Origin of the sequence: Massilia timonae CCUG 45783 (genome assembly GCF_000315425.1) — a bacterium.
GTDB lineage: Bacteria > Pseudomonadota > Gammaproteobacteria > Burkholderiales > Burkholderiaceae_D > Telluria > Telluria timonae.
In genome coordinates this window covers 1,422,956-1,442,365 of sequence record NZ_JH992922.1, presented here as the reverse complement: position 1 = coordinate 1,442,365, position 19,410 = coordinate 1,422,956, and the positions used below count along the sequence as shown (strand labels likewise).

The 19,410-nt window shown below is 66.0% G+C and carries 19 protein-coding genes; 7 read left to right on the top strand and 12 right to left on the bottom strand.

Going from position 1 to position 19,410, the window contains the following annotated elements:
* Window positions 1-30 precede the first annotated feature (30 nt).
* Window positions 31-732, bottom strand: coding sequence for an HAD family hydrolase (locus HMPREF9710_RS06075; RefSeq protein ID WP_005664823.1), 702 nt, complete (start codon window positions 730-732; stop codon window positions 31-33).
* 240 nt (window positions 733-972) lie between these two features.
* Here HMPREF9710_RS06075 and HMPREF9710_RS06070 point away from each other — a divergent pair, with 240 nt between their 5' ends.
* Together HMPREF9710_RS06070 and HMPREF9710_RS06065 are read left to right on the top strand one after the other, a co-directional pair.
* A complete protein-coding gene (locus HMPREF9710_RS06070) occupies window positions 973-1,557 on the top strand; it encodes a hypothetical protein (protein ID WP_005664821.1) in 585 nt (194 codons plus the stop codon).
* 20 nt (window positions 1,558-1,577) lie between these two features.
* Window positions 1,578-2,213, top strand: a complete 636-nt coding sequence (locus tag HMPREF9710_RS06065; RefSeq protein WP_005664819.1) for a hypothetical protein — start codon at window positions 1,578-1,580, stop codon at window positions 2,211-2,213.
* 184 nt (window positions 2,214-2,397) lie between these two features.
* Here the strand turns inward: HMPREF9710_RS06065 and HMPREF9710_RS28210 are convergent, their stop codons facing one another.
* The 5 genes from HMPREF9710_RS28210 to HMPREF9710_RS06045 all read right to left on the bottom strand — a co-directional run bounded on the left by HMPREF9710_RS28210 (window position 2,398) and on the right by HMPREF9710_RS06045 (window position 8,415).
* Window positions 2,398-2,565: a hypothetical protein gene (locus tag HMPREF9710_RS28210; protein WP_005664814.1), complete on the bottom strand. Its 168-nt coding sequence runs from the start codon at window positions 2,563-2,565 to the stop codon at window positions 2,398-2,400.
* Between the two features lie 249 nt (window positions 2,566-2,814).
* Window positions 2,815-3,588, bottom strand: coding sequence for a 16S rRNA (adenine(1518)-N(6)/adenine(1519)-N(6))-dimethyltransferase RsmA (gene rsmA, locus HMPREF9710_RS06060; protein WP_005664813.1), 774 nt, complete (start codon window positions 3,586-3,588; stop codon window positions 2,815-2,817).
* A gap of 14 nt (window positions 3,589-3,602) precedes the next feature.
* Complete coding sequence (pdxA, locus tag HMPREF9710_RS06055; protein WP_005664811.1) at window positions 3,603-4,694, bottom strand: 4-hydroxythreonine-4-phosphate dehydrogenase PdxA; 1,092 nt, start codon at window positions 4,692-4,694, stop codon at window positions 3,603-3,605.
* 4 nt (window positions 4,695-4,698) lie between these two features.
* Complete coding sequence (locus HMPREF9710_RS06050) at window positions 4,699-6,093, bottom strand: peptidylprolyl isomerase (protein ID WP_005664809.1); 1,395 nt, start codon at window positions 6,091-6,093, stop codon at window positions 4,699-4,701.
* Window positions 6,094-6,162: 69 nt separating this feature from the next.
* Window positions 6,163-8,415 carry an LPS-assembly protein LptD gene (locus HMPREF9710_RS06045; RefSeq protein ID WP_005664807.1) on the bottom strand — a complete coding sequence of 751 codons (2,253 nt, stop codon included), beginning with the start codon at window positions 8,413-8,415 and terminating at the stop codon, window positions 6,163-6,165.
* Window positions 8,416-8,529: 114 nt separating this feature from the next.
* Between HMPREF9710_RS06045 and HMPREF9710_RS06040 the strand changes: the two genes are divergently transcribed.
* The 4 genes from HMPREF9710_RS06040 to HMPREF9710_RS06025 are packed head-to-tail and all read left to right on the top strand — an operon-like array spanning window position 8,530 to window position 12,818.
* Complete coding sequence (locus HMPREF9710_RS06040) at window positions 8,530-9,600, top strand: aminoglycoside phosphotransferase family protein (RefSeq protein ID WP_005664804.1); 1,071 nt, start codon at window positions 8,530-8,532, stop codon at window positions 9,598-9,600.
* A 7-nt stretch (window positions 9,601-9,607) separates the two neighbouring features.
* Window positions 9,608-10,330 (top strand): N-acetylmuramate alpha-1-phosphate uridylyltransferase MurU, encoded by a 723-nt coding sequence (gene murU, locus HMPREF9710_RS06035; protein ID WP_005664802.1) that lies wholly within the window; start codon window positions 9,608-9,610, stop codon window positions 10,328-10,330.
* Entirely contained in the window at window positions 10,327-11,673 is a 1,347-nt protein-coding gene (gene pepP / locus HMPREF9710_RS06030; protein ID WP_005664800.1) for a Xaa-Pro aminopeptidase, read from the top strand. The genes murU and pepP overlap by 4 nt, the downstream gene beginning before the upstream one ends.
* Window positions 11,670-12,818: an FAD-dependent monooxygenase gene (locus HMPREF9710_RS06025; protein WP_005664798.1), complete on the top strand. Its 1,149-nt coding sequence runs from the start codon at window positions 11,670-11,672 to the stop codon at window positions 12,816-12,818. The genes pepP and HMPREF9710_RS06025 overlap by 4 nt, the downstream gene beginning before the upstream one ends.
* An 88-nt stretch (window positions 12,819-12,906) precedes the next feature.
* Here the strand turns inward: HMPREF9710_RS06025 and HMPREF9710_RS06020 are convergent, their stop codons facing one another.
* The 6 genes from HMPREF9710_RS06020 to HMPREF9710_RS05995 form a co-directional block, all read right to left on the bottom strand.
* Window positions 12,907-13,659: an SDR family oxidoreductase gene (locus tag HMPREF9710_RS06020; protein ID WP_005664795.1), complete on the bottom strand. Its 753-nt coding sequence runs from the start codon at window positions 13,657-13,659 to the stop codon at window positions 12,907-12,909.
* Window positions 13,656-14,807 carry an alkene reductase gene (locus HMPREF9710_RS06015; protein WP_040775779.1) on the bottom strand — a complete coding sequence of 384 codons (1,152 nt, stop codon included), beginning with the start codon at window positions 14,805-14,807 and terminating at the stop codon, window positions 13,656-13,658. The genes HMPREF9710_RS06020 and HMPREF9710_RS06015 overlap by 4 nt, the downstream gene beginning before the upstream one ends.
* Window positions 14,808-14,966: 159 nt before the next feature.
* Entirely contained in the window at window positions 14,967-15,572 is a 606-nt protein-coding gene (locus HMPREF9710_RS06010; protein WP_005664791.1) for a TetR/AcrR family transcriptional regulator, read from the bottom strand.
* 142 nt (window positions 15,573-15,714) lie between these two features.
* A complete protein-coding gene (locus HMPREF9710_RS06005) occupies window positions 15,715-17,172 on the bottom strand; it encodes an NAD(P)(+) transhydrogenase (Re/Si-specific) subunit beta (protein WP_005664789.1) in 1,458 nt (485 codons plus the stop codon).
* Complete coding sequence (locus tag HMPREF9710_RS06000; protein ID WP_005664787.1) at window positions 17,169-17,519, bottom strand: NAD(P) transhydrogenase subunit alpha part 2; 351 nt, start codon at window positions 17,517-17,519, stop codon at window positions 17,169-17,171. Before HMPREF9710_RS06000 ends, HMPREF9710_RS06005 begins: the two co-directional genes overlap by 4 nt.
* Window positions 17,520-17,559: 40 nt before the next feature.
* Window positions 17,560-18,672, bottom strand: a complete 1,113-nt coding sequence (locus HMPREF9710_RS05995; RefSeq protein ID WP_005664786.1) for a Re/Si-specific NAD(P)(+) transhydrogenase subunit alpha — start codon at window positions 18,670-18,672, stop codon at window positions 17,560-17,562.
* 246 nt (window positions 18,673-18,918) lie between these two features.
* Here HMPREF9710_RS05995 and HMPREF9710_RS05990 point away from each other — a divergent pair, with 246 nt between their 5' ends.
* Window positions 18,919-19,401, top strand: coding sequence for an NUDIX hydrolase (locus tag HMPREF9710_RS05990; RefSeq protein ID WP_005664785.1), 483 nt, complete (start codon window positions 18,919-18,921; stop codon window positions 19,399-19,401).
* Window positions 19,402-19,410 lie beyond the last annotated feature (9 nt).

Sequence of the window (19,410 nt, the reverse complement as noted above, 5' to 3'; positions counted from 1 at the left end):
GACGCATGTCCAACGCTCGTGCTCGCGCTTCTACAAGGATTCAAGCCAGTCGAGCAGCGCGTCGAGACTGGCCACTTCGACGTCGGGCCGGACTTCATGGGCGAATTCGTTGACCTTGCCGGTCCGGTTCATCCAGGCCGCGCGCAGGCCGGCGCGCTGGGCGCCCTGCACGTCCAGCAACAGGTCGTCGCCCACGTACAGGGTCTCGCCAGGCAGGACGCCGAGCGCGGCGCAGCCGGCGAGGAAGATGCCGGGATCGGGCTTGGCGCGGCCATACTGCCGCGCCGCCACCGAAGCCTGGAAGTGGTGGGCCAGGCCGATGGTCTGCAGGTCGGCCACGCCATTGGTGACCGAGCCGACCAGGGCACGTCGCTTCAGGCGCTCGAGCCCGGGCACGACATCCTCGTAGGGCGTCACGGCATTGCGGGCGGCAAAGAACACGGTCATCGCCAGCTCGACCTTGCCGGGATCCTCGCCCACCTGTTCGAAGGCGGCGACCAGGCCGGCATGGCGCAGCGCGCCCAGGTCGATCCCGAATTCGGGGCGCGCGGCCAGCAATTCCAGGCGCGCGGCGCGCAGGCTGTCGATCGTGAAGCGTTCGGCCACCCGCGGCGCGTGCTCGCCGAGCCAGGCATACAACAGTTTTTCGGCTTCCAGGATCACGGGCGCGATCGGCCACAGGGTATCGTCGAGGTCGAACAGGACGGCTTTCGGCCAGGGTTGGCGGGTCATCGGCTTCCAGACTAAGGGAGAAAAGGTGCGCCCCAAGCATAGCGACGCGCTACGCCGAACGCAATGCGCACGCCGTTAGCACCCTGGAATGTTGCCTTTGTTGAATTATGGTTACACCAAGATACAAAACCATATACGCCCGAAATGGACCAGCTGCTTGCCAAATGGACTAAAATGTTGAGCGATTTTTCTATTCTCACCGCGCAGCTGCGCTTTCCCGCTAGATTTTTTGGAGATGTTATGAAGAGTTCCTACCTGCGTGCCGGCGCGGCGCTGGCCTGCGCGGTCGCACTGTCTGCCTGCGGCGGCAGCGATGGCCAGCTGGTGCTGGGCGGTAGTTTTTCCGGTGTGACCAAAACCGGTCTGGTACTGACCAACGACGGCCAGGAAAAGGCGATCACGCCGCCGGCCGATGGCACCGGTGCGGCGACCTGGGCATTCGACAACCTGATCTCGACCGACGACCGCTATTCCGTCGAAATCAAATCCACGCCATCGAACGTCGAGCGCTGCGATATCCAGAATGCGAGTGGCCGCGCGGGCTATCACGTCTACACCGTCTACATCACGTGTACGCTCAAGCGCCACGCTCTCTCTGGCAGCGTCAGCAACCTGAAAGGTGAGCTGGTGCTGGTCAACGGTTCCGACCGTGTGGCACTCCAGGCCGGCGCCACCTCGTTCAAGATGGCCGATGTCGCCGAAGATTCGCCTTACGGTGTCACCATCCTGCAACAGCCTGCCAATCAGACTTGCACTGTCAACAACGGCAGCGGCACCGTGGGACCTGCCGACGTCACCAACGTGGCCGTCACCTGCACCCCTTAATTTTTCCTGGAGCGTTACGCATGAAGTCTTCCCTGATCCGTCCGGCCCTCGCGCTGGCGCTGGCCGCGGGCCTGGCCGGCTGTGGCGGCAGCGACAAAGCCGAGTTCGCCGTGAAAGGCACGATCTCCGGCATCGTCTATCCGGGCGCCGTCCTGACCACCAATGGCATGGACCTGCCGATCGACCCGCCTGCCAAGCCGGGCGACCCGGTCAACTTCGAGTTCCCGAACAAGCTCGAGTATGGTGACGTGTACAACGTCGTCTTCAAGTCGACGCCGCAATTCCAGCGCCAATGCGTTACGCCGGACAATACGATCCCGAACTTCAACGATACGGCGGGCCGGCTGGCGGAGATCAACGTCACCTACGTCTGCATCGTGAACAACTATCCGCTGAGCGGCAAGGTCAATGGCCTGACCGCCGACGGCCTGGTGCTGGCCAACGGCAGCACCGGCGGCGCGGGTACGGTAACGAAGCCGGCCGCCGGCGTCACGACGCCGATCGACTTCCAGCTGCCGAATGTCAGCTATGGCACGACCTATGGCGTGGTGGTGATTGCCAACCCGACTGGCCAGGTCTGCACCGTGGTCAACGGCACTGGCGTCATGCCTGATGCAGAAGTGACCAATATCCAGGTCAACTGCGTCGCGGCGTAAGCCTGGCCAGATATACACAATTCTTATGTCGAGTATTTGAAAGGAAAATTGGATTTATATGCTGTCGCGCAGCATAATAACTCCTGTCTCCTCCAACTCTCCTCAGAAAAGAATTGGATTTCAGCCCGCTCCTTGAGCGGGCTTTTTTTTTGCCTGCCGCATCGGTACGGTGTGCCGGCGCTGCTCAGCGGGCGGCGCTGACCTTCACCACGGCGATCTTTTCCATGCCCACCGACACCTGCGACTGGTAAGCCTCGCTCGATCGCGCATTGGCGGCGACGGCGTAGCTGCTGAAGCCGGCGAGGATGGCGGCGGCGATGAAGATGGCTTCCATGTGCTTGAGGACGTTCATTTCTTGCTCCTGTGGGTCGGTTGAGGCGCCGGATCGGCTGTCCATGTGAGCACTATAGAAAATGGGGCCGCAGTTCTCCAGCGGGATGCGACAGACTGCGTAAAACGGCGACCAGGCGCCCGAAAATACGTGATAACCCGTATGCTGCGGCGCAGCAGGACGTGTTTGGACGCAAAAAAGCGCCGACGGGCGGCGCTGATGGGGGCAGATGATGCTGAACGCGTGGTCGGCGTAGCCGACCACCCTGGGTCAGGATACGGGGAGGTTGGCCAGCGCCACGTATTGTTCCAGGCTGACCGCTTCCGGACGCACGCCCGGATCGATGCCCGCCTCGACCAGCTGCGCTTCGGTGAACATGCCGGCCACGCAGTTGCGAATGACCTTGCGCCGCTGCGAGAAGGCCTTGGCCACCACCGCCTCCAGGCGCTTGCCGTCGCACGGCAACTGGCGCCGGGTCGGCACCATGCGCACGATGGCCGAGTCGACCTGCGGCGGCGGATCGAAGGCGGTCGGCGGCACGATGAACAGCATGGCCATGTCGTAGCGCCATTGCAGCATCACCGACAGGCGGCTGTAGGCCTTGGTGCCCGGCTCGGCCACCATGCGCTCGACCACTTCCTTTTGGAGCATGAAGTGCTGGTCCTCGACCAGATGGGCGAACTCGGCCAGGTGGAACAGCAGCGGGCTGGAAATGTTGTACGGGAGGTTGCCGACCACGCGCAGTTTTTGTCCCTCCAGCACCGGGATCGAACCGAAATCGAATTTGAGCGCGTCGCCCGAATGCACGCTGAGGCGCTCGCGCGGGTAGGCTTTTTCCAGGCGCGCCACCAGGTCGCGGTCGAGCTCGACGACGTGCATATGGTCGAGCGACTTGAGCAGCAGCGCCGTCATCGCCGCCAGGCCCGGGCCGATCTCGACCATCGTTTCACCGCGCCGCGGCGCAATGGCGTCGATGATATTGTTCAGGACATGGTCATCGGTCAGGAAGTTCTGGCCGAAGCGCTTGCGTGCGACGTGTTTCATGCTTGCTTTCTTGGTTATTCGGAAGTGGCCTGGCGGCGCGCGGCCACCATGTGCATGGCGGCGCGGATCGCCTCTTCCATGCTGCCGCAGTCGGCCAGGCCGAGGCCCTCGGCCGCCAGGTCGAGGGCGGTGCCGTGGTCGACCGAGGTGCGGATCAGGGGCAGGCCCAGGGTGACGTTGATGCCGCGCCCGAAGGTCGCGTGCTTCAGCACCGGCAAGCCCTGGTCGTGGTACATCGCCAGCACGCAATCCGCATCCTTCAGGTACTTGGGCTGGAACAGGGTGTCGGCCGGATACGGGCCGCGCGCATCGATGCCGCGGCTGCGGGCGGCCTCGAGCACCGGCGTGATGACGTCGATCTCTTCGCGGCCGAGATAGCCGTTTTCTCCGGCGTGCGGATTCAGGCCGGTGACCAGGATCACGGGCGCCGCGATGCCGAATTTGTCGCGCAGGTCGGCGTGCAGGATGTCCAGCACCTGGGTCAGGTTGTCGCGCGTGAGCGCGCCCGGCACATCCTTCAGCGGCAGGTGGGTGGTGGCCAGGGCGACGCGCAGGTAGGGCTGGTCATGTGCCGGCGCGCCGGCCAGCATCATGACCACCTTGGGCGTGCCGGTCTTCTCGGCCAGGTATTCGGTGTGTCCCGAAAACGCGATGCCGGCATCGTTGATCGTGCTTTTTTGCAGCGGCGCGGTGACGATGGCGTCGAACCACCCACAGCCACAGCCCTCGATGGCCAGGTCCAGCGTGGCCAGCACGGCAAGACCATTCTCGGGATCGAGCCGGCCCGGCACCACGTGCGCCGCCAGCGGCACGTCGACCACCGCCAGGCGGTCGGCGCCGAAGTGCGGCAGGCCGCCGTTGCGCAAGGCCTGGGTCGACAGCGCCGACAGGCGGATAGCTGGATCGATATAGCTGGCCGTCATCGCCAGGAAGGCGGCGTCGCCGAGCAGCACGCAGTTGGCCTGCTCGCGCAGGGCCCAGGCGGCGCGGATCGCGATCTCGGGACCGATGCCGGCGGGCTCGCCGACTGTAATAGCGAGCACGGGCCTTGGGGATGCGGCCCCCCAATGCGCCAACGGGCGCCCGGGCGCCTGTGGCGCAACCATCTTGTTACTGCTCCTCGCGGAACTCGACGTAGGCGCGGTCGCGCACCTGGCGCATCCAGTCTTCCATCGCTTCCTGCATCTTGCGGTCGCGCAGCACCTGGCGCGCCACGTTACGCTCCTTCTGCTGGGTGACGTCTTCGCTCTTGCGTCCGATGACCTGGATCAGGTGGAAGCCGAACGGCGACTGGATGACGTCCGACACCTCGCCGGGCTTGAGCGCATTCATCGCGGTCTCGAATTCCGGCACCGTGTCGCCCGGATACAACCAGCCCAGGTCGCCGCCCTTCGAGGCCGAACCGTCCTGCGAGTGCAGGCGCGCCAGGTCTTCGAAGGTGCCGGCATTGTTGTCCATCTTCTCTTTCAGCTCGAGCAGCTTGCGCTTGACCTCGCCCTCGGTCATGGTCGGGGTGACCTTGATCAGGATGTGGCGCGCGTGCGTCTGCTCGACTACCGACTTCTCGGTCTCGCCGCCGAGCGAGCGCTTGCCCGCCAGCTTGAGGATGTGGAAACCGACGTTGGTCTTGAGGATCGGCGTGACCTGGCCCGCTTCGAGCTTGCGCAGCTCGGTCGAGAACATCGGCGGCAGGCGGTCGGCGTCGCGCCAGCCGATCTCGCCGCCCTTGAGCGCGTCGGGCGCGTCGGAATAGGTCGAGGCCATGCGCGCGAAGTCGGCGCCGGTGCGCAGCTGGCGCATCACTTCCTCGGCGCGCGCGGCGCGCGCGGCGATCTGCTCGGGCGAGGCGTTCTCTGGCACGCGCACCAGGATCTGGGAGATGTCGACCTCGATGCGGTCGGCCTCGGCAGCCTTGGCGGCCGCCATATAGGTGTCGATCTCGGCCTCGGACACCTGGATCTTGCTGTCGACCTCGTGCTCGCGCAGGCGCTGCATCATGATCTCGTTGCGGATGTCTTCGCGGAACTGGGCAAACGGCATGCCCTCTTTTTCCATCTGGTTGCGCATGTCCTGCACCGACATCTTTTGATTTTCGGCGATGCGGCCGATGGTGGCGTCCAGGGTGCGGTCGTCGACCTTGACGCCCATCTCTTTGGCCAGCTGCAGCTGGGCGCGTTCGACGATCATCGCCTCGAGCACCTGGCGCTCCATGGTGGCCGGGTCGGGCATCTGGGCGTTACGTGCCTTCATGTTCTGGCTGACCTGGGCCACGCGGCCGGCCACTTCATTGCGGGTGATCACTTCGTCATTGACGACGACCTGGATCGAATCGATCACCTTGGCATTGGCCGATGCCGGCGGCAGGAAGCCGCCGCCGGTGGACGCCGGCGTTTCCGCCTTGGCGGCTGGCGTGGTGGCGGCCTGGGCCAGCGCCTGGCCGGCGGACAGCGCGCACAGCAGTGCTGCCGCCATCTGGAGGGACTGCAAACGGGTAGTACGCATCATCTGGAAAGCACTCATTTCAGGATAGTTCACATCAAGGACGAATTATGGACTGCTAGTCTGAACGCTTGCTTATGGACGTCCAATTCCGGTATTCAGTCGCGTATAGCCCGGGATGCTCTTGTTGAACGACTCGAGCGGATTACCCAGGCCCAGGCGCGACAAGCCATTGAGCTCGAGCTGGAAGAAGATCGGCGTCGACGTCTCTTGCGCCGCGGTCACGAAACGCTGCGCGCCCATCCGGAACACCCAGCAATCGGCCTTGTATTCGAGACCGATCAGGCTCTCGATCAGCTTGCCGCCGGTGGCCGGATTGACCTCCTGCCCCACCCCATACGAACGCAGCGCGTAGCTGACCCGGCCCACGCCATACCAGCGGCGGCCGATCGGCCACTGCGCCGACAGGTCGATATTGCGGAAGCTGTCACGCTGATAACGGTATTCGGCGTTCAACACCTTCATCGGCCCCGGACGCCACTGTACACCCACATTCGAGCTGTACAAACTGCTTCCGTTCGCATCGTATTGTACGCCGCTATCGAAGGTCCAGGACTCGGAAATGGTGCCGGCGGCGGCCAGCAGCAGGTCGGAACGGCTCTTGTGTTGTTCTTCGCCAGGGATGCGCACGCGCGGCTCTTCGAGATACAGGCGCTGGCCGAAGGCCAGGCGCAGGCGCTCGGCGCCGTCTTCCTGGATGAAGCGCGACACCAGGGCGGCCGTGACCTGGTTGGCGTCGGACACGCGGTCCAGGCCCACGTAGCGGTTCTCGGAGAACAGCTGGGCGTAGTTGAAGCCGGCGCGGCCGGTGTCGAACAGCGGCACGTCGTCCTGGTTCTCGTACGGCGTGTACACATAGAACAGGCGCGGCTCGAGGGTCTGGGTGGCGGCGCCGCCGAACAGCGTGGTCTGGCGCTCGAACACCATGCCGCTGTCGAACGAGAAAGTCGGGATCGTGCGCGTCAGCTTGGTGTCCAGGCCGGCCCGGTCGATATGGTCCTGGATGTCGTACTTGGCCGCGTTGTACATCAGCTTGGGCGTGACGAACCAGCCCGGACGCACGATCGGATAGCTCACCTGGCCCTGCACCACGGCGCGGTTGCCGGTGACCAGGGTCGGGTGATCGAAGCGGGTCGCCTCGGCGTCGATCGACCAGTCGAAACCGGCCACGTCGTAGCGCGCGGCGCGGAAGTTAATCTGCGGCAGGCGGTCGTAGGGACGCGGCACCGTCAGGCTCGGATTGGTCGCGGCGGCCGGGTCCTGCAGCACCTGGTAGTTCTGGGCGCGCGCGGTCAGGCTCCAGAACTGGCCATAGTAATCGGTGCGCACCTCGCGCAGCAGCTGGCGCTCGGCGCTGGCGGCGACGGTGCGCGAGAAGTCGGACGGGTATTCGTCGTCCGAGGCGCCGTGCAGGTTCCAGCCGTACGACCAGTTCGGCTTGATCGACTGGCTGTGCAGCGAGTCGACGCGCCAGCGCGTGGTATTGGTCTCGCGGTCGTCCGGCAAGACCTCGACGTGGGTCTCGCCCTGGTAGGTGCTGCCCAGGTAGCGGCCGGTGGCGCCCATCTGGAAGCCGCGGTCGAACATCATGCGTGGATACAGCGTCAGGTCGCGGTTCGGGGCAATGTTGACGTAGTACGGCACCATCACCTCGGCCTTGCCCTGGGAGCCGAAGCCCACCGTGGGCGGCAGCCAGCCGGAGCGGCGCTGGCCCGACAGCGAGAACGACATCGCCGGGGTGCCGATGATCGGCACGTCCTTGAAATAGATGATGGTCTTGCCGGCGGTGCCGACGTCGCGGCCGTTGTCCAGGCGCAGGGTGCTCGACTTGAGATACCAGTCGGGATCGGGGCCTTCGCAGGTGCTGTACGTGCCGTTGCGCACCAGGGCCTGCTGCTCGCCCAGGAAGTCGATGCGGTCGGCCTGTCCCTGGCCATTGCTGTCGGCCAGGAAATAGGTCGGATTGAGCAGGTAGCCCTTGCCGGTCTCGAGGTTCAGTTGCAGCTCGTCGCCCTTGTAGCGGTCGCCGAAGCGCCACATGTTCACGTTGCCGGTGGCCGTGACTTCGTCCTCGACCCGCAGGTAGCAGGCGGTATCGGCGGTGATGCCGCTCTGGCCGCGCGTGATCTCGACGTTGCGGTTGAGGTCCAGCCGGCGGTCGGGACGGCCGCCGATCTCCTCGGCCTGGATAACGACGGGAAGTTCGTCTTCAGCTTGTGGCGCAGGGGGAACACTCTGGGCGAATGCCGGAACCGCGGTTGCGGAAACCAATGCATAGAGCGCGAGGACCTGCCGCGGTGGGAAAGGTTGGCTTGACGACCAGCTCATGGAAAATCGCAGCTCATGGAAAATCGGACGTGCACCATAAAGGGCGGTTTTTTTAGAATGAATCCCTTATTATATGGGAATTAGCTCAACCAACCGGATTCGTCAGGCCGCTTCATGTCATCTTTGTATCAAAATTCTTCCACTTCTGTCAGCGCCGCGCTTGCTACCGATCCGCGCCTGGCACAGCTGAACGACTGGCTGGCCTCGACCGGCCTGGTGGAAGTCGGAACCGGCCGCCCTGCCTCCGTCGATGCGAGCTTTCGCCGCTACTTCCGCTACGACGTCGTGCCCGCCATGCAGGACAAGCTGGGCGCGACCCTGGTCGCCATGGACGCGCCGCCGGAACGCGAGAACGTGCCGGCCTTCATCCACGTGCAGGGCCTGCTGTTCGACGCCGGCGTGACCGTGCCGGCGATCGCCGCGCGCAACGTCGAGCAGGGCTTCCTGCTGCTGGGCGACCTGGGCACCACCACCTACCTGGCGCGCCTGTCCAGCGACAACGCCGCCTTCATGTATTCGGACGCGGTCGACGCCCTGCTCAAGTTCCAGATGGCCAGCCAGCCTGGCGTGCTGCCCGAGTTCGACCGCGCCTTCATCCTGCGCGAGCTGAACATCTTCCCCGAGTGGTACCTGAACCGCCACCTGGGCGTCACGCTCGACGACAAGCAGCAGGCGCAACTCGACAAGGTATTCGAGGCGATCGCCTCGAACGTGCTGGCGCAGCAGCAGGTGTTCATGCACCGCGATTTCCATTCGCGTAACCTGATGTTCCTCGACCAGGGCAACCCCGGCGTGCTCGATTTCCAGGACGCCGTGTACGGCCCCGTCACCTACGACCTGGCTTCGCTGCTGCGCGACGCCTACATCCAGTGGGACGAAGAGATCGTGCTGGACTGGGTGGTGCGCTACTGGCAGAGCGCCAAGGGGGCCGGCCTGCCGGTCAACCCGGACATCGACGCCTTCTACCGCGACTTCGAGTTCATGGCCATGCAGCGCCACCTGAAGATCCTCGGCATCTTCTGCCGCCTGAACTACCGCGACAACAAGTCGCACTACATGGGCGACCTGCCGACGGTGATCGACTACGTGCGCAAGACCGCGAACCGCTACACCGAACTCAAGCCGCTGCTGCGCCTGCTCGACGCCTTGGAAAACAAGGCGCCGCAAGTCGGCTACACCTTCTGAGGTCCGCATGAAAGCGATGATTTTCGCCGCCGGCCGCGGCGAGCGCATGCGGCCCCTGACCGACCTGCTACCGAAGCCTTTGTTGAAAGTGCGCGGGCGGCCCCTGATCACCTGGCACGTGCTCAACCTGGTGCGCGCCGGGATTACCGAGATTGTCATCAACCACTCCCACCTCGGCCACATGATCGAGGAAGAACTGGGCGACGGCAGCCGCTATGGCGCGCGCATCGTGTACTCGCACGAGCCGACGCCGCTCGAGACCGCGGGCGGCATCGCCAATGCGCTGCACCTGCTGGGCGACGAACCGTTCCTGGCGGTGTCGGGCGACATCTATGCGCCCTACTTCGATTTTTCGCTGGCGCTGGACGCGCTGAAGGATGAAGACGCGGTGGGTGTTCCCTACCCGGTCGACCAGCGCGACATCGCCTGGCTGTGGCTGACGCCGAACCCGTGGCACAACCCGGAGGGCGACTTCGCGCTCGACATGTACACGCTCAAGAACGACGGCGCCACCAAGTGGAACTTCGCCGGCATCGGCGTGTATCGCGCCGAGATGTTCGACGGGATCAAGGCCGGAGAATTCCTCAAGTTCGGGCCCCTGATGCGCAAGTTCATCGAACAGGGCCGCGTCGGCGGCGAGATCTACCAGGGCCAGTGGGTCAACGTCGGCACCGTGGGGCAGCTGGAAGAACTGAACGCGCCGCTGCGGGCGGCCAAGACGGCGTCATGATGCCGCATTGCGCTGCGCATGCCGCCCGGCGCGCGCAGCTGCTGGGGCGGATGCAGCCGGGCGCGGTCGCCGTGCTCGGCACCGCATCGGAAGTGCCGCGCAACGGCGACAGCGACTATCCCTACCGCCACGACAGCCATTTCTATTACCTGAGCGGGTTCGCCGAACCGGAAAGCTTCGTGGCGCTGGTCGCGGCCCGGGGAGAACGGCCGGCGCGCACGATCCTGTTCTGCCGCGAGAAGAATGTCGAGCGCGAGATCTGGGAGGGTTTTCGCTTCGGTCCCGCAGCGGCGCGCGATGCCTTCGGCTTCGACGAAGCCTGGCCGATCGATGAACTCGATGCGCGCATGGCCGACATCCTGGCCGACGCGCCGGCGCTGTATTACGCGCTGGGCCACGGCGCCGAACTCGACGCCCGGGTGGCCGGCTGGCTCAAGGCGGTGCGCGCACGCGGGCGCACGGGCGTGACGGCCCCGCAGACGATGCACCACCTGCTGGCCATGCTGGACGAAATGCGGCTCTTGAAGGACGAGCACGAAATCGCCCTGATGGCGCGCGCCGGCGTGATCTCGGCCCAGGCCCATGCGCGCGCGATGCGCGCCACCCGGCCCGGCATGTTCGAGTACGAGATCGAGGCCGAGCTGCTGCACGAGTTCCGCCGCAACGGGGCGCAATTCCCGGCCTATCCCTCGATCGTCGCCTCCGGCCCGCAAGCCTGCGTGCTGCACTACAACGCCAACGACCGCCGTATCGCCGATGGCGACCTGGTGCTGATCGACGCCGGCTGCGAGTTGGACGGCTACGCCAGCGACATCACGCGCACGTATCCCGCCAATGGCCGCTTCAGCGACGCCCAGCGCACGCTGTACGAACTGGTGCTGCGCGCCCAGGCCGCGGCGCTCGCGGCCATCCATCCGGGCCGGCCGTACAGCGCGATCCACGATGCGGCGGTGCGGGTGCTCACCGAAGGCATGCTCGACCTGGGCCTGCTGGACCGGAACAAGGTGGGCTCGCTCGACGACGCGATCGCAGCGCGCGCCTACGCACAGTTCTACATGCACGGCACCGGCCACTGGCTGGGCATGGACGTGCACGACGTCGGCGCCTACCGCGACCCGAGCCTGCCCGACAAGCCGTCGCGGCCCCTGCTGCCGGGGATGGCGCTGACGGTGGAGCCGGGCATCTATGTGCGGCCCGGCGAAGGCGTGCCGGAACAATTCTGGAACATCGGCATCCGGATCGAGGACGACGTGGTCGTGACCGACGCCGGCTGCCGCATCCTGACCGCCGGCGCGCCGAAGGAAGTGGCGGAGATCGAAGCACTGATGCGGGAAACACGATGACGCAAGCGGATCTGGACTTCGACGTGGCGATCTGCGGCGCCGGCCCGGTGGGCCTGGCGCTGGCGGCCTTCCTGGTGCGGCGCGGCGTGCCGGGCGCACGTATCGCCCTGATCGACGGCAAGTCGCTGGGCCAGGCGATCTCGGACCCGCGCTCGATCGCGCTGTCCTGGGGCAGCGTGCAGCTGCTGGACGAGCTCAAGGCCTGGCCGTTGCCGGCCACCGCGATCCACCAGATCCACGTCTCGCGCCGCGGCCATCTGGGTCGCAGCCTGATGGACCGCCGCGACCACGACGTCGCGGCACTGGGCTACGTCACGCGCTACGGCGCCGTGGTCGACGCCCTGGCGCGGCGCTGCGAGGCGGCCGGCGTCGCCATGCTGCGCCCGGCGCGCGTGCAGGCGCTGGACGACACCCCCATTGGCGTGCTGCTGGCGCTGGACGACGGCCGCATGGTGCGCGCGCAGGTGGCGGTCCAGGCCGAGGGCGGCATCTTCGGCCGGCAAGACCAGCGCGCCAGGAGCCGCGACTACGAACAGAGCGCCGTGATCGCGCGCGTGACGAGCGACGCGCCGATCGCCCACCGCGCCTTCGAGCGCTTCACCGGCGAAGGCCCGCTGGCCCTGCTGCCGGAAGACGGTCCCGACGGCCACCAGTATGCGCTGGTGTGGTGCGTGCGCCGCGCGCGCGCCGGCACGATCCTCGACCTGGACGACACGGCGTTCCTGAAGCAGCTGGGCGAAGCCTTCGGCACGCGCCTCGGCGCGTTTACCAAGGTGTCCCCCCGCGTCGCCTTCCCCCTCGGCCTGAACGCCGAAGCGCGCGCCACGGCGCGCACGGTCGCCATCGGCAATGCCGCGCAAACCCTGCACCCGGTCGCCGGGCAGGGCCTGAACCTGGGCCTGCGCGACGCCGCCGTCCTGGCGCGCCAGCTGGCGCGCGACGCCAGCCCGGCCGCGATCGAACGCTTCCAGGAAGAGCGCGCGCAAGACCGCAAGCTGACGATCGGCCTGACCGACACCATGGCCCGCGCCTTCACCGGCAGCAAGCCGCTGCAACCACTGCTGGGCCTGGGCCTGGCGGCGCTCGACCTGGCCAGGCCCGCGCGCATGCTCCTGGCCGACCTGATGATGTTCGGCCGCCGCTAACCGCTCCTGTCGGGTGGATGCGCGGCCCTGCCGCCGGCTGGCGGCAGGGCGCCGGGAGCGGCTTCGCTCCCGGTTCAAAAATTCCTGGTCAGAATTCCTGTGCGGTCGGTCGCAGCACGATTTCATTGATGTCGACGTCGGCCGGCTGCTCGATCGCGAAGGCGATCGCCCGCGCCACCGAAGCGGCCGGAATCGCTTGCCGGTAGAAGTCGAGCACGGTCTGGGTCGCGCCGCCCGTGGTGCTGTGCTTGAGATCGCTTTCCACGGCGCCGGGCTCGATCGAGGTGACGCGGACCTTGCTTCCGACTTCGTGGCGCAGACCTTCCGAGATGGCCCGGACCGCGAACTTGGTGCCCGAGTAGACCGTGCCGCCCGGCGAGAACACCTTGACCCCGGCGACCGAACTCAGATTGATGATGTGTCCGCTTTGCTGGGCCAGGAAGCGCGGCAGGGCCGCGGCGATCCCGTACAGGACGCCCTTGATGTTCACGTCGATCATGGCGTCCCATTCGTCGGTATTGACCTCGGCCATCGGACGAATCGGCATCAGGCCGGCGTTGTTGATCAGGACGTCGATCCGGCCGAAGTCGACGACCACGGCGGCCACGACCGCCTCCACCTGCTTCTTGTCGGTGACGTCGAGGACATAGCCCCTGGCCTCGCCGCCGGCGGCGGCGATCTCGGCGACGACGCCGTCGATCTTGTCCTTGCGGCGGGCCGCGACGGCGACCCGGGCGCCGCGTTCGGCGAGCAGGCGCGCAGCCTCCGCGCCGATGCCGGTGCCGCCGCCGGTGATCAAGACTACTTTGCCTTCGATTTGCTGGTTCATGTGCTGATTCATGCTGGTTCTCCTTGGTTGATGGTTTGCGCATGGCGCGGGTAATCGGTAAAGCCGGCCTCGCCGCCGCCGTACATGGTGGCGGCGTTGAGCGGATTGAGCGGCCAGCCCTGGGCGATGCGCTCGGGCAGGTCCGGGTTGGCGATGAAGGGGCGACCGAAAGCGATCAGGTCGGCCAGGCCGGCCTCGACCAGGCGCGCGCCCTTCTCGGCGGTATAGCGGCCGGCGTACAGGATCTTGCCGCTGAAGGCGGCGCGCACTGCTTGCCGGAACGAGAGCGGCAGGTCGGGCGCCCCGTCCCAGTCGGCCTCGGCGATCGACAGGTAGCCGACGCCGGCGCGTTCGAGCACCGCGATCGCTTCCAGATAGGTCTGGTGCGGATCGTCCTCGACCAGGCCGATGTAGACGCGTTCTTCGTCGGTGCCGGAAAACAGCGGCGCGAAGCGCACCCCGAGCCGGTCGGGTCCGACCACCTCGCCCACCGCCTGCACGATCTCGCGCAGGAAGCGCAGGCGGTTCTGCAGCGAGCCGCCGTATTCGTCGCTGCGGTGGTTAGAGTGGGCCGAGATGAATTGGTTGACCAGGTAGCCGTTGGCGGCATGGATCTCGACGCCGTCGAAGCCGGCGGCCAGCGCGTTGCGCGCCGCCTGGGCGTACAGGGCGACCAGCTCGCCGATCTCGGTCACGCTCAGCGCGCGCGGCACCGATGGCTCCACCAGCTCGCCGGCGCCGGGGCCGGTCTCGATGAAGACCTTGACCCCGGCGGCCCGGATGGCGGACGGCGCCACCGGCGCGCCGCCGTCGGGTTGCAGCGCGGCGTGCGAGACCCGGCCGACGTGCCACAGCTGGGCGAAGATGATGCCGCCCTCGGCATGCACGGCCTCGGTCACCTTGCGCCAGCCGGCGATGTGCGCGGCGTCATGGATACCCGGCGTCCAGGCGTAGCCCTTGCCGCGCGGCTCGATCTGCGTGCCTTCGGTGATGATCAGTCCGGCGCTGGCGCGCTGGCGGTAATAGCTCGCCATCAGGTCGTTGGCGACGTCGCCCGGCTGGGTGGAGCGCTGGCGGGTCAGGGGCGGCAGCACGATGCGGTTCTTCAGCGTATGGCGCCCGAGGGGCGCCGGCGTGAACAAGGATGGATGATGGGACATGGAGGAGTCTTTCGGTTCGGTGGCGGGCACAATCGGCTCGGCCTGGGTTACGGTCAGTTTATTCATGGGCTTGCTCCTGCAATTTATGGAGTAGACCAGTCGTCTAATCCTGGCGCCCAAAAAAGACGCTTCGCTGGAAGCGTCCGGTGCGACCCGCCTTCAGCGGGCCAGGCGCAGCAGGCGTTGTGTTGTTTCCATCGCGGCATCGAATGGCGATGCATCGCGCACGATCTTGACCATGACGCTGGCGCCGAGCCAGAGCTGGTACAGGGTTGCCGCCAACTGCGCGGGATCTGCCTGCGCCGCGAGCGAGCCATCGGCTGCGCCGCCTTCGATCGCCTGGGCCAGGCGGGTCACGATGCCGTCGGTACCTTGCTTGAGGGTCAGGCGCATCGGTTCCGACAGGTCCGCGACTTCCGCGCCCAGCTTGACTGCAAGGCACTTGCCCTGGCAATCGTAAAACGACTGGTTGGCGCGCCAGGACTCGAAGTACGCGACCAGGCGCTCCGCCATGGTCTTGTCGGCCTGCTGGAACATGCGGTCCATGTCGGCCAGGTAATCCTCGAAATACTTTGCCAGCAGCGCTTCGCCGAAGGCGTCCTTCGACCCGAAGTAATGATAGAAGGATCCCTTCGGCACACCCGCCGTGGCCAGGATCTCGTTCAAGCCGACCGCCGAGAAACCCTTGCCGGCCATGACGCGCTGCCCGACCGCGACAATATTGTCCCGGACGTCGGAAGAGTCATGTGTCGTTGTCTTGGCCATGACGTCACTATAGATCGAATTAGACCAGTCGTCTAGAACTTTCTCACATTATTTTTGTGGCCGGCGCCAGCACCGAGGGCGGGAATGGATGATCGGATCACTTCCTGGCCGGAAGTTGTCATTCCATTCCCGCGCCGCCCCCTTAGTCGATGGCCTTGACCATCGATTCGATGACCTTCTTGGCGTCGCCGAACACCATCATCGTGTTGGGCTGGTAGAACAGGTCGTTGTCCAGGCCGGCATAGCCGGAAGCCATCGAGCGCTTGTTGACGATGATGCTCTTGGCGCGGTAGGCCTCCAGGATCGGCATGCCGGCGATCGGCGATTTCGGGTCCTTCGCGGCCGGGTTCACCACGTCGTTGGCGCCCAGCACCAGCACCACGTCGGTCTGGCCGAATTCGCCGTTGATGTCTTCCATCTCGGCCACCTGGTCATAGGGCACCTCGGCCTCGGCCAGCAGCACGTTCATGTGGCCCGGCATGCGGCCGGCCACCGGGTGGATCGCATAGCGCACCGTCACGCCGCGCTCCGTGAGCTTGTCGACCAGCTCCTTGACCGTGTGCTGGGCGCGCGCCACCGCCAGGCCGTAGCCGGGGACGATGATCACCGACTCGGCGTTCTGCAGGATGAAGGCGGCGTCTTCGGCGGAACCGGATTTCACGGGACGCTGCTCTTTTTCGCCGCCGGCGTCGCTCACCGCCTCGCCGCCGAAGCCGCCCAGGATCACGTTGAAGAAGGAGCGGTTCATCGCCTTGCACATGATGTACGACAGGATCGCGCCGCTCGAGCCGACCAGCGAGCCGGCGATGATCAGCATCGAGTTGTTCAGCGAGAAGCCGATGCCGGCCGCCGCCCAGCCGGAATACGAGTTCAGCATCGACACCACCACCGGCATGTCGGCCCCGCCGATCGGGATGATGATCAGGACGCCCAGCACGAAGGCCAGCGCCGCCATCGCGATGAAGGGCGTCCAGGCCGGCGCCACGCCGTCGGCGAAGCAGAACATCAATCCGAGCGCCACGATCGCGATCGCCAGCACCAGGTTCAGGATGTGCTGCCCGACGAAACGCACCGGCGCCCCCTGGAACAGGCGGAATTTGTATTTGCCCGACAGCTTGCCGAAGGCGATCACCGAACCCGAGAAGGTCACCGCGCCGACGAAGGTGCCGATGAACAGCTCCAGCCGGTTGCCGAACGGAAGCGGCGTCTCACGGGTGGCGATATTGAAAGCCCAGGGCTCGGACACGGCGGCGATCGCGATGCACACCGCCGCCAGGCCGATCAGCGAGTGCATGGCCGCCACCAGCTCGGGCATCTTGGTCATCTCGACCTTCTTCGCGGCATAGGCGCCGATCGCGCCGCCGACCACGACGCCCAGCAGCACCAGGACGAAGCCCGAGCCGCCGCCCTGCCCCAGGCTGTCCTGCAGCTTGAGCATCAGCGCCACGGTAGTCACCACGGCGATCGCCATGCCGGCCATGCCGAAGGCGTTGCCGATGCGCGCGGTCGAGGGCGAAGACAGGCCCTTGAGCGCCTGGATGAAGCATACCGAGGCGACCAGGTAGAACAGGGTGACGACGTTCATGCTGATGGCGTTCATGCCTGCTTCTCCTCGATCTTCTCCTCGACCTTGCCCTCGACCGGCGCCTTCGCGGCCTTCGGCTCCTTCTTCTTGAACATCTCCAGCATGCGCTGGGTGACCAGGAAGCCGCCGAACACGTTCACCGCCGCCAGCGCCACCGCGACCGTGCCGGCCACGCGCCCGGTCAGGCCCTCGGTCAGGCCCGCGGCCAGCATGGCGCCGACGATCACGATCGCCGAAATCGCATTGGTGACCGCCATCAGCGGCGTGTGCAGCGCGGGGGTGACGGTCCAGACCACGTGGTAGCCGACGTAGATCGCCAGCACGAAGATGATCAGGTTGATGATGGTGTGGCTGATGTCCATGCCTAGTCTCCTGTCCTGTTCTGTTCTGGCCCGACTGAATCTACTTGCGCAACACGTCCCCGCCCGCGCACACCAGCGTCGCGGTCACGATCTCGTCCTCGCGGTCGATGAAGAAGCGGTCGTCCTTGTCGATCACGAGCTTGAGGAAGTCCAGCACGTTGCGCGCATACAGGGCCGACGCATCGGCCGGCACCAGCGCCGCCAGGTTCGGCTCGCCGATGATGTGCACCCCGTGCCTGATGACTGTCTTGCCCAGCTCCGTCAGCGGGCAGTTGCCGCCCTGGGCGATGGCCATGTCGACGATCACGGAGCCCGGCTTCATGGCGCGCACCGTCTCCTCGCCGATCAGGGTGGGCGCCTTGCGGCCCGGGATCAGGGCGGTGGTGACGACGATGTCGGCCAGTTTCGCGCGCTCGTGCACCAGCTCGGCCTGGCGCCGCATCCAGTCGGCCGGCATCGGCCGCGCATAGCCGCCGCTGCCCTGGGCGATCTCGCGTTCTTCACTGGTGAGATACGGCACGTCGATGAATTTGGCGCCGAGCGACTCCACCTGCTCCTTGACCGGAGGCCTCACGTCGGACGCCTCGATCACGGCGCCCAGGCGCTTGGCGGTGGCGATCGCCTGCAGCCCGGCCACGCCCACGCCCATGATCAGCACGCGCGCCGCCTTGACCGTGCCGGCCGCCGTCATCAGCATCGGCATGAAGCGTCCGTAGGTGTTGGCGGCCAGCAGGATGGCCTTGTAGCCGGCGATATTCGCCTGCGAAGAGAGCACGTCGAGCGACTGCGCGCGCGTGATGCGCGGCGCCGCTTCCAGCGCGAAGGCGGTGAGGCCGCTCGCGGCCAGCGCGGCGAGATTGTCGGCGTCGAAGGGATCGAGCATCCCGACCAGCACCGCGTCGCGCCGCATCAGGCCGCGTTCGGCGGCATCGGGGCTGCGCACCTTCAGGACGATGTCCGCGCCGAAGGCGGCGGCGCCGTCGACGATGCTGGCCCCGGCCGCTTCATAGGCGCTGTCGGGCGCCGCGGCATGCAGGCCGGCGCCGGACTGCACCAGGACCTGGTGTTTCGCGGCCAGCTTCTTGACGGTTTCAGGTGTTGCTGCAACACGTGTCTCGCCCGGCCTTGTCTCGGCCGGTATGCCTATCCTCATGGATTCCTCCGTACGTGGATGCGCCGGCTCCCAATCTATCACGTCTTTACAACAATTGCCCAAATATAAATTTCTTTTGGTGATAATGCTGTTGTGCTGAGCAAACACAAGGTAAGCAGTGTATTTGCGCGCATTTTTGCGACAGATCAAGCCCAATTAACGACAGGCAAGCACCGCAGGCGGGGCAAGGCTGAGCAGAGCAGGCCCGGCCCGAGGTAGAATACCGGCTCATTTTCAAGGACAGGCATGAGCGACATCTTCAAACCATCGGTTACCGTGGCTGCGATCATCGAGCACGAGGGCCGTTTCCTGCTGATCGAGGAAGAGACGAGCGAGGGCGTCAAGCTGAACCAGCCCGCCGGCCATCTCGACCCGCACGAATCGCTGGAGCAGGCGGTCGTGCGCGAAGCGCTCGAGGAAACCGCCCACGAGTTCATCCCGCGCACGCTGGTGGGCATGTACATGTCGCGCTACCACTCGAAGTCGCGCAATGCCGACGTCACCTACCTGCGCTTCACCTTCGCCGGCACAGTCGGCCGCAAGTTCGACCAGCCGCTCGACGAAGGCATCCTGCGCACCCTGTGGATGACGCGCGACGAGATCGCCGCCACCGCCGACCGCCACCGCAGCCCGATCGTGCTCCAGTGCGTGGACGACTATCTGGCCGGACGAAGCACGCCGCTGTCCCTGCTATACACCCATTCCTCGGTGTTCGAGGGCGGGATCTGAATTCAATAC

What these genes read in the sequence shown, in the direction of transcription:
- HMPREF9710_RS06075 (WP_005664823.1), bottom strand. Translation starts at nt 732, where the DNA reads ATGACCCGCCAACCCTGGCCGAAAGCCGTCCTGTTCGACCTCGACGAT.
- HMPREF9710_RS06070 (WP_005664821.1), top strand. Translation starts at nt 973, where the DNA reads ATGAAGAGTTCCTACCTGCGTGCCGGCGCGGCGCTGGCCTGCGCGGTC.
- HMPREF9710_RS06065 (WP_005664819.1), top strand. Translation starts at nt 1,578, where the DNA reads ATGAAGTCTTCCCTGATCCGTCCGGCCCTCGCGCTGGCGCTGGCCGCG.
- HMPREF9710_RS28210 (WP_005664814.1), bottom strand. Translation starts at nt 2,565, where the DNA reads ATGAACGTCCTCAAGCACATGGAAGCCATCTTCATCGCCGCCGCCATC.
- rsmA (WP_005664813.1), bottom strand. Translation starts at nt 3,588, where the DNA reads ATGAAACACGTCGCACGCAAGCGCTTCGGCCAGAACTTCCTGACCGAT.
- pdxA (WP_005664811.1), bottom strand. Translation starts at nt 4,694, where the DNA reads ATGGTTGCGCCACAGGCGCCCGGGCGCCCGTTGGCGCATTGGGGGGCC.
- HMPREF9710_RS06050 (WP_005664809.1), bottom strand. Translation starts at nt 6,093, where the DNA reads ATGATGCGTACTACCCGTTTGCAGTCCCTCCAGATGGCGGCAGCACTG.
- HMPREF9710_RS06045 (WP_005664807.1), bottom strand. Translation starts at nt 8,415, where the DNA reads ATGAGCTGGTCGTCAAGCCAACCTTTCCCACCGCGGCAGGTCCTCGCG.
- HMPREF9710_RS06040 (WP_005664804.1), top strand. Translation starts at nt 8,530, where the DNA reads ATGTCATCTTTGTATCAAAATTCTTCCACTTCTGTCAGCGCCGCGCTT.
- murU (WP_005664802.1), top strand. Translation starts at nt 9,608, where the DNA reads ATGAAAGCGATGATTTTCGCCGCCGGCCGCGGCGAGCGCATGCGGCCC.
- pepP (WP_005664800.1), top strand. Translation starts at nt 10,327, where the DNA reads ATGATGCCGCATTGCGCTGCGCATGCCGCCCGGCGCGCGCAGCTGCTG.
- HMPREF9710_RS06025 (WP_005664798.1), top strand. Translation starts at nt 11,670, where the DNA reads ATGACGCAAGCGGATCTGGACTTCGACGTGGCGATCTGCGGCGCCGGC.
- HMPREF9710_RS06020 (WP_005664795.1), bottom strand. Translation starts at nt 13,659, where the DNA reads ATGAATCAGCACATGAACCAGCAAATCGAAGGCAAAGTAGTCTTGATC.
- HMPREF9710_RS06015 (WP_040775779.1), bottom strand. Translation starts at nt 14,807, where the DNA reads ATGTCCCATCATCCATCCTTGTTCACGCCGGCGCCCCTCGGGCGCCAT.
- HMPREF9710_RS06010 (WP_005664791.1), bottom strand. Translation starts at nt 15,572, where the DNA reads ATGGCCAAGACAACGACACATGACTCTTCCGACGTCCGGGACAATATT.
- HMPREF9710_RS06005 (WP_005664789.1), bottom strand. Translation starts at nt 17,172, where the DNA reads ATGAACGCCATCAGCATGAACGTCGTCACCCTGTTCTACCTGGTCGCC.
- HMPREF9710_RS06000 (WP_005664787.1), bottom strand. Translation starts at nt 17,519, where the DNA reads ATGGACATCAGCCACACCATCATCAACCTGATCATCTTCGTGCTGGCG.
- HMPREF9710_RS05995 (WP_005664786.1), bottom strand. Translation starts at nt 18,672, where the DNA reads ATGAGGATAGGCATACCGGCCGAGACAAGGCCGGGCGAGACACGTGTT.
- HMPREF9710_RS05990 (WP_005664785.1), top strand. Translation starts at nt 18,919, where the DNA reads ATGAGCGACATCTTCAAACCATCGGTTACCGTGGCTGCGATCATCGAG.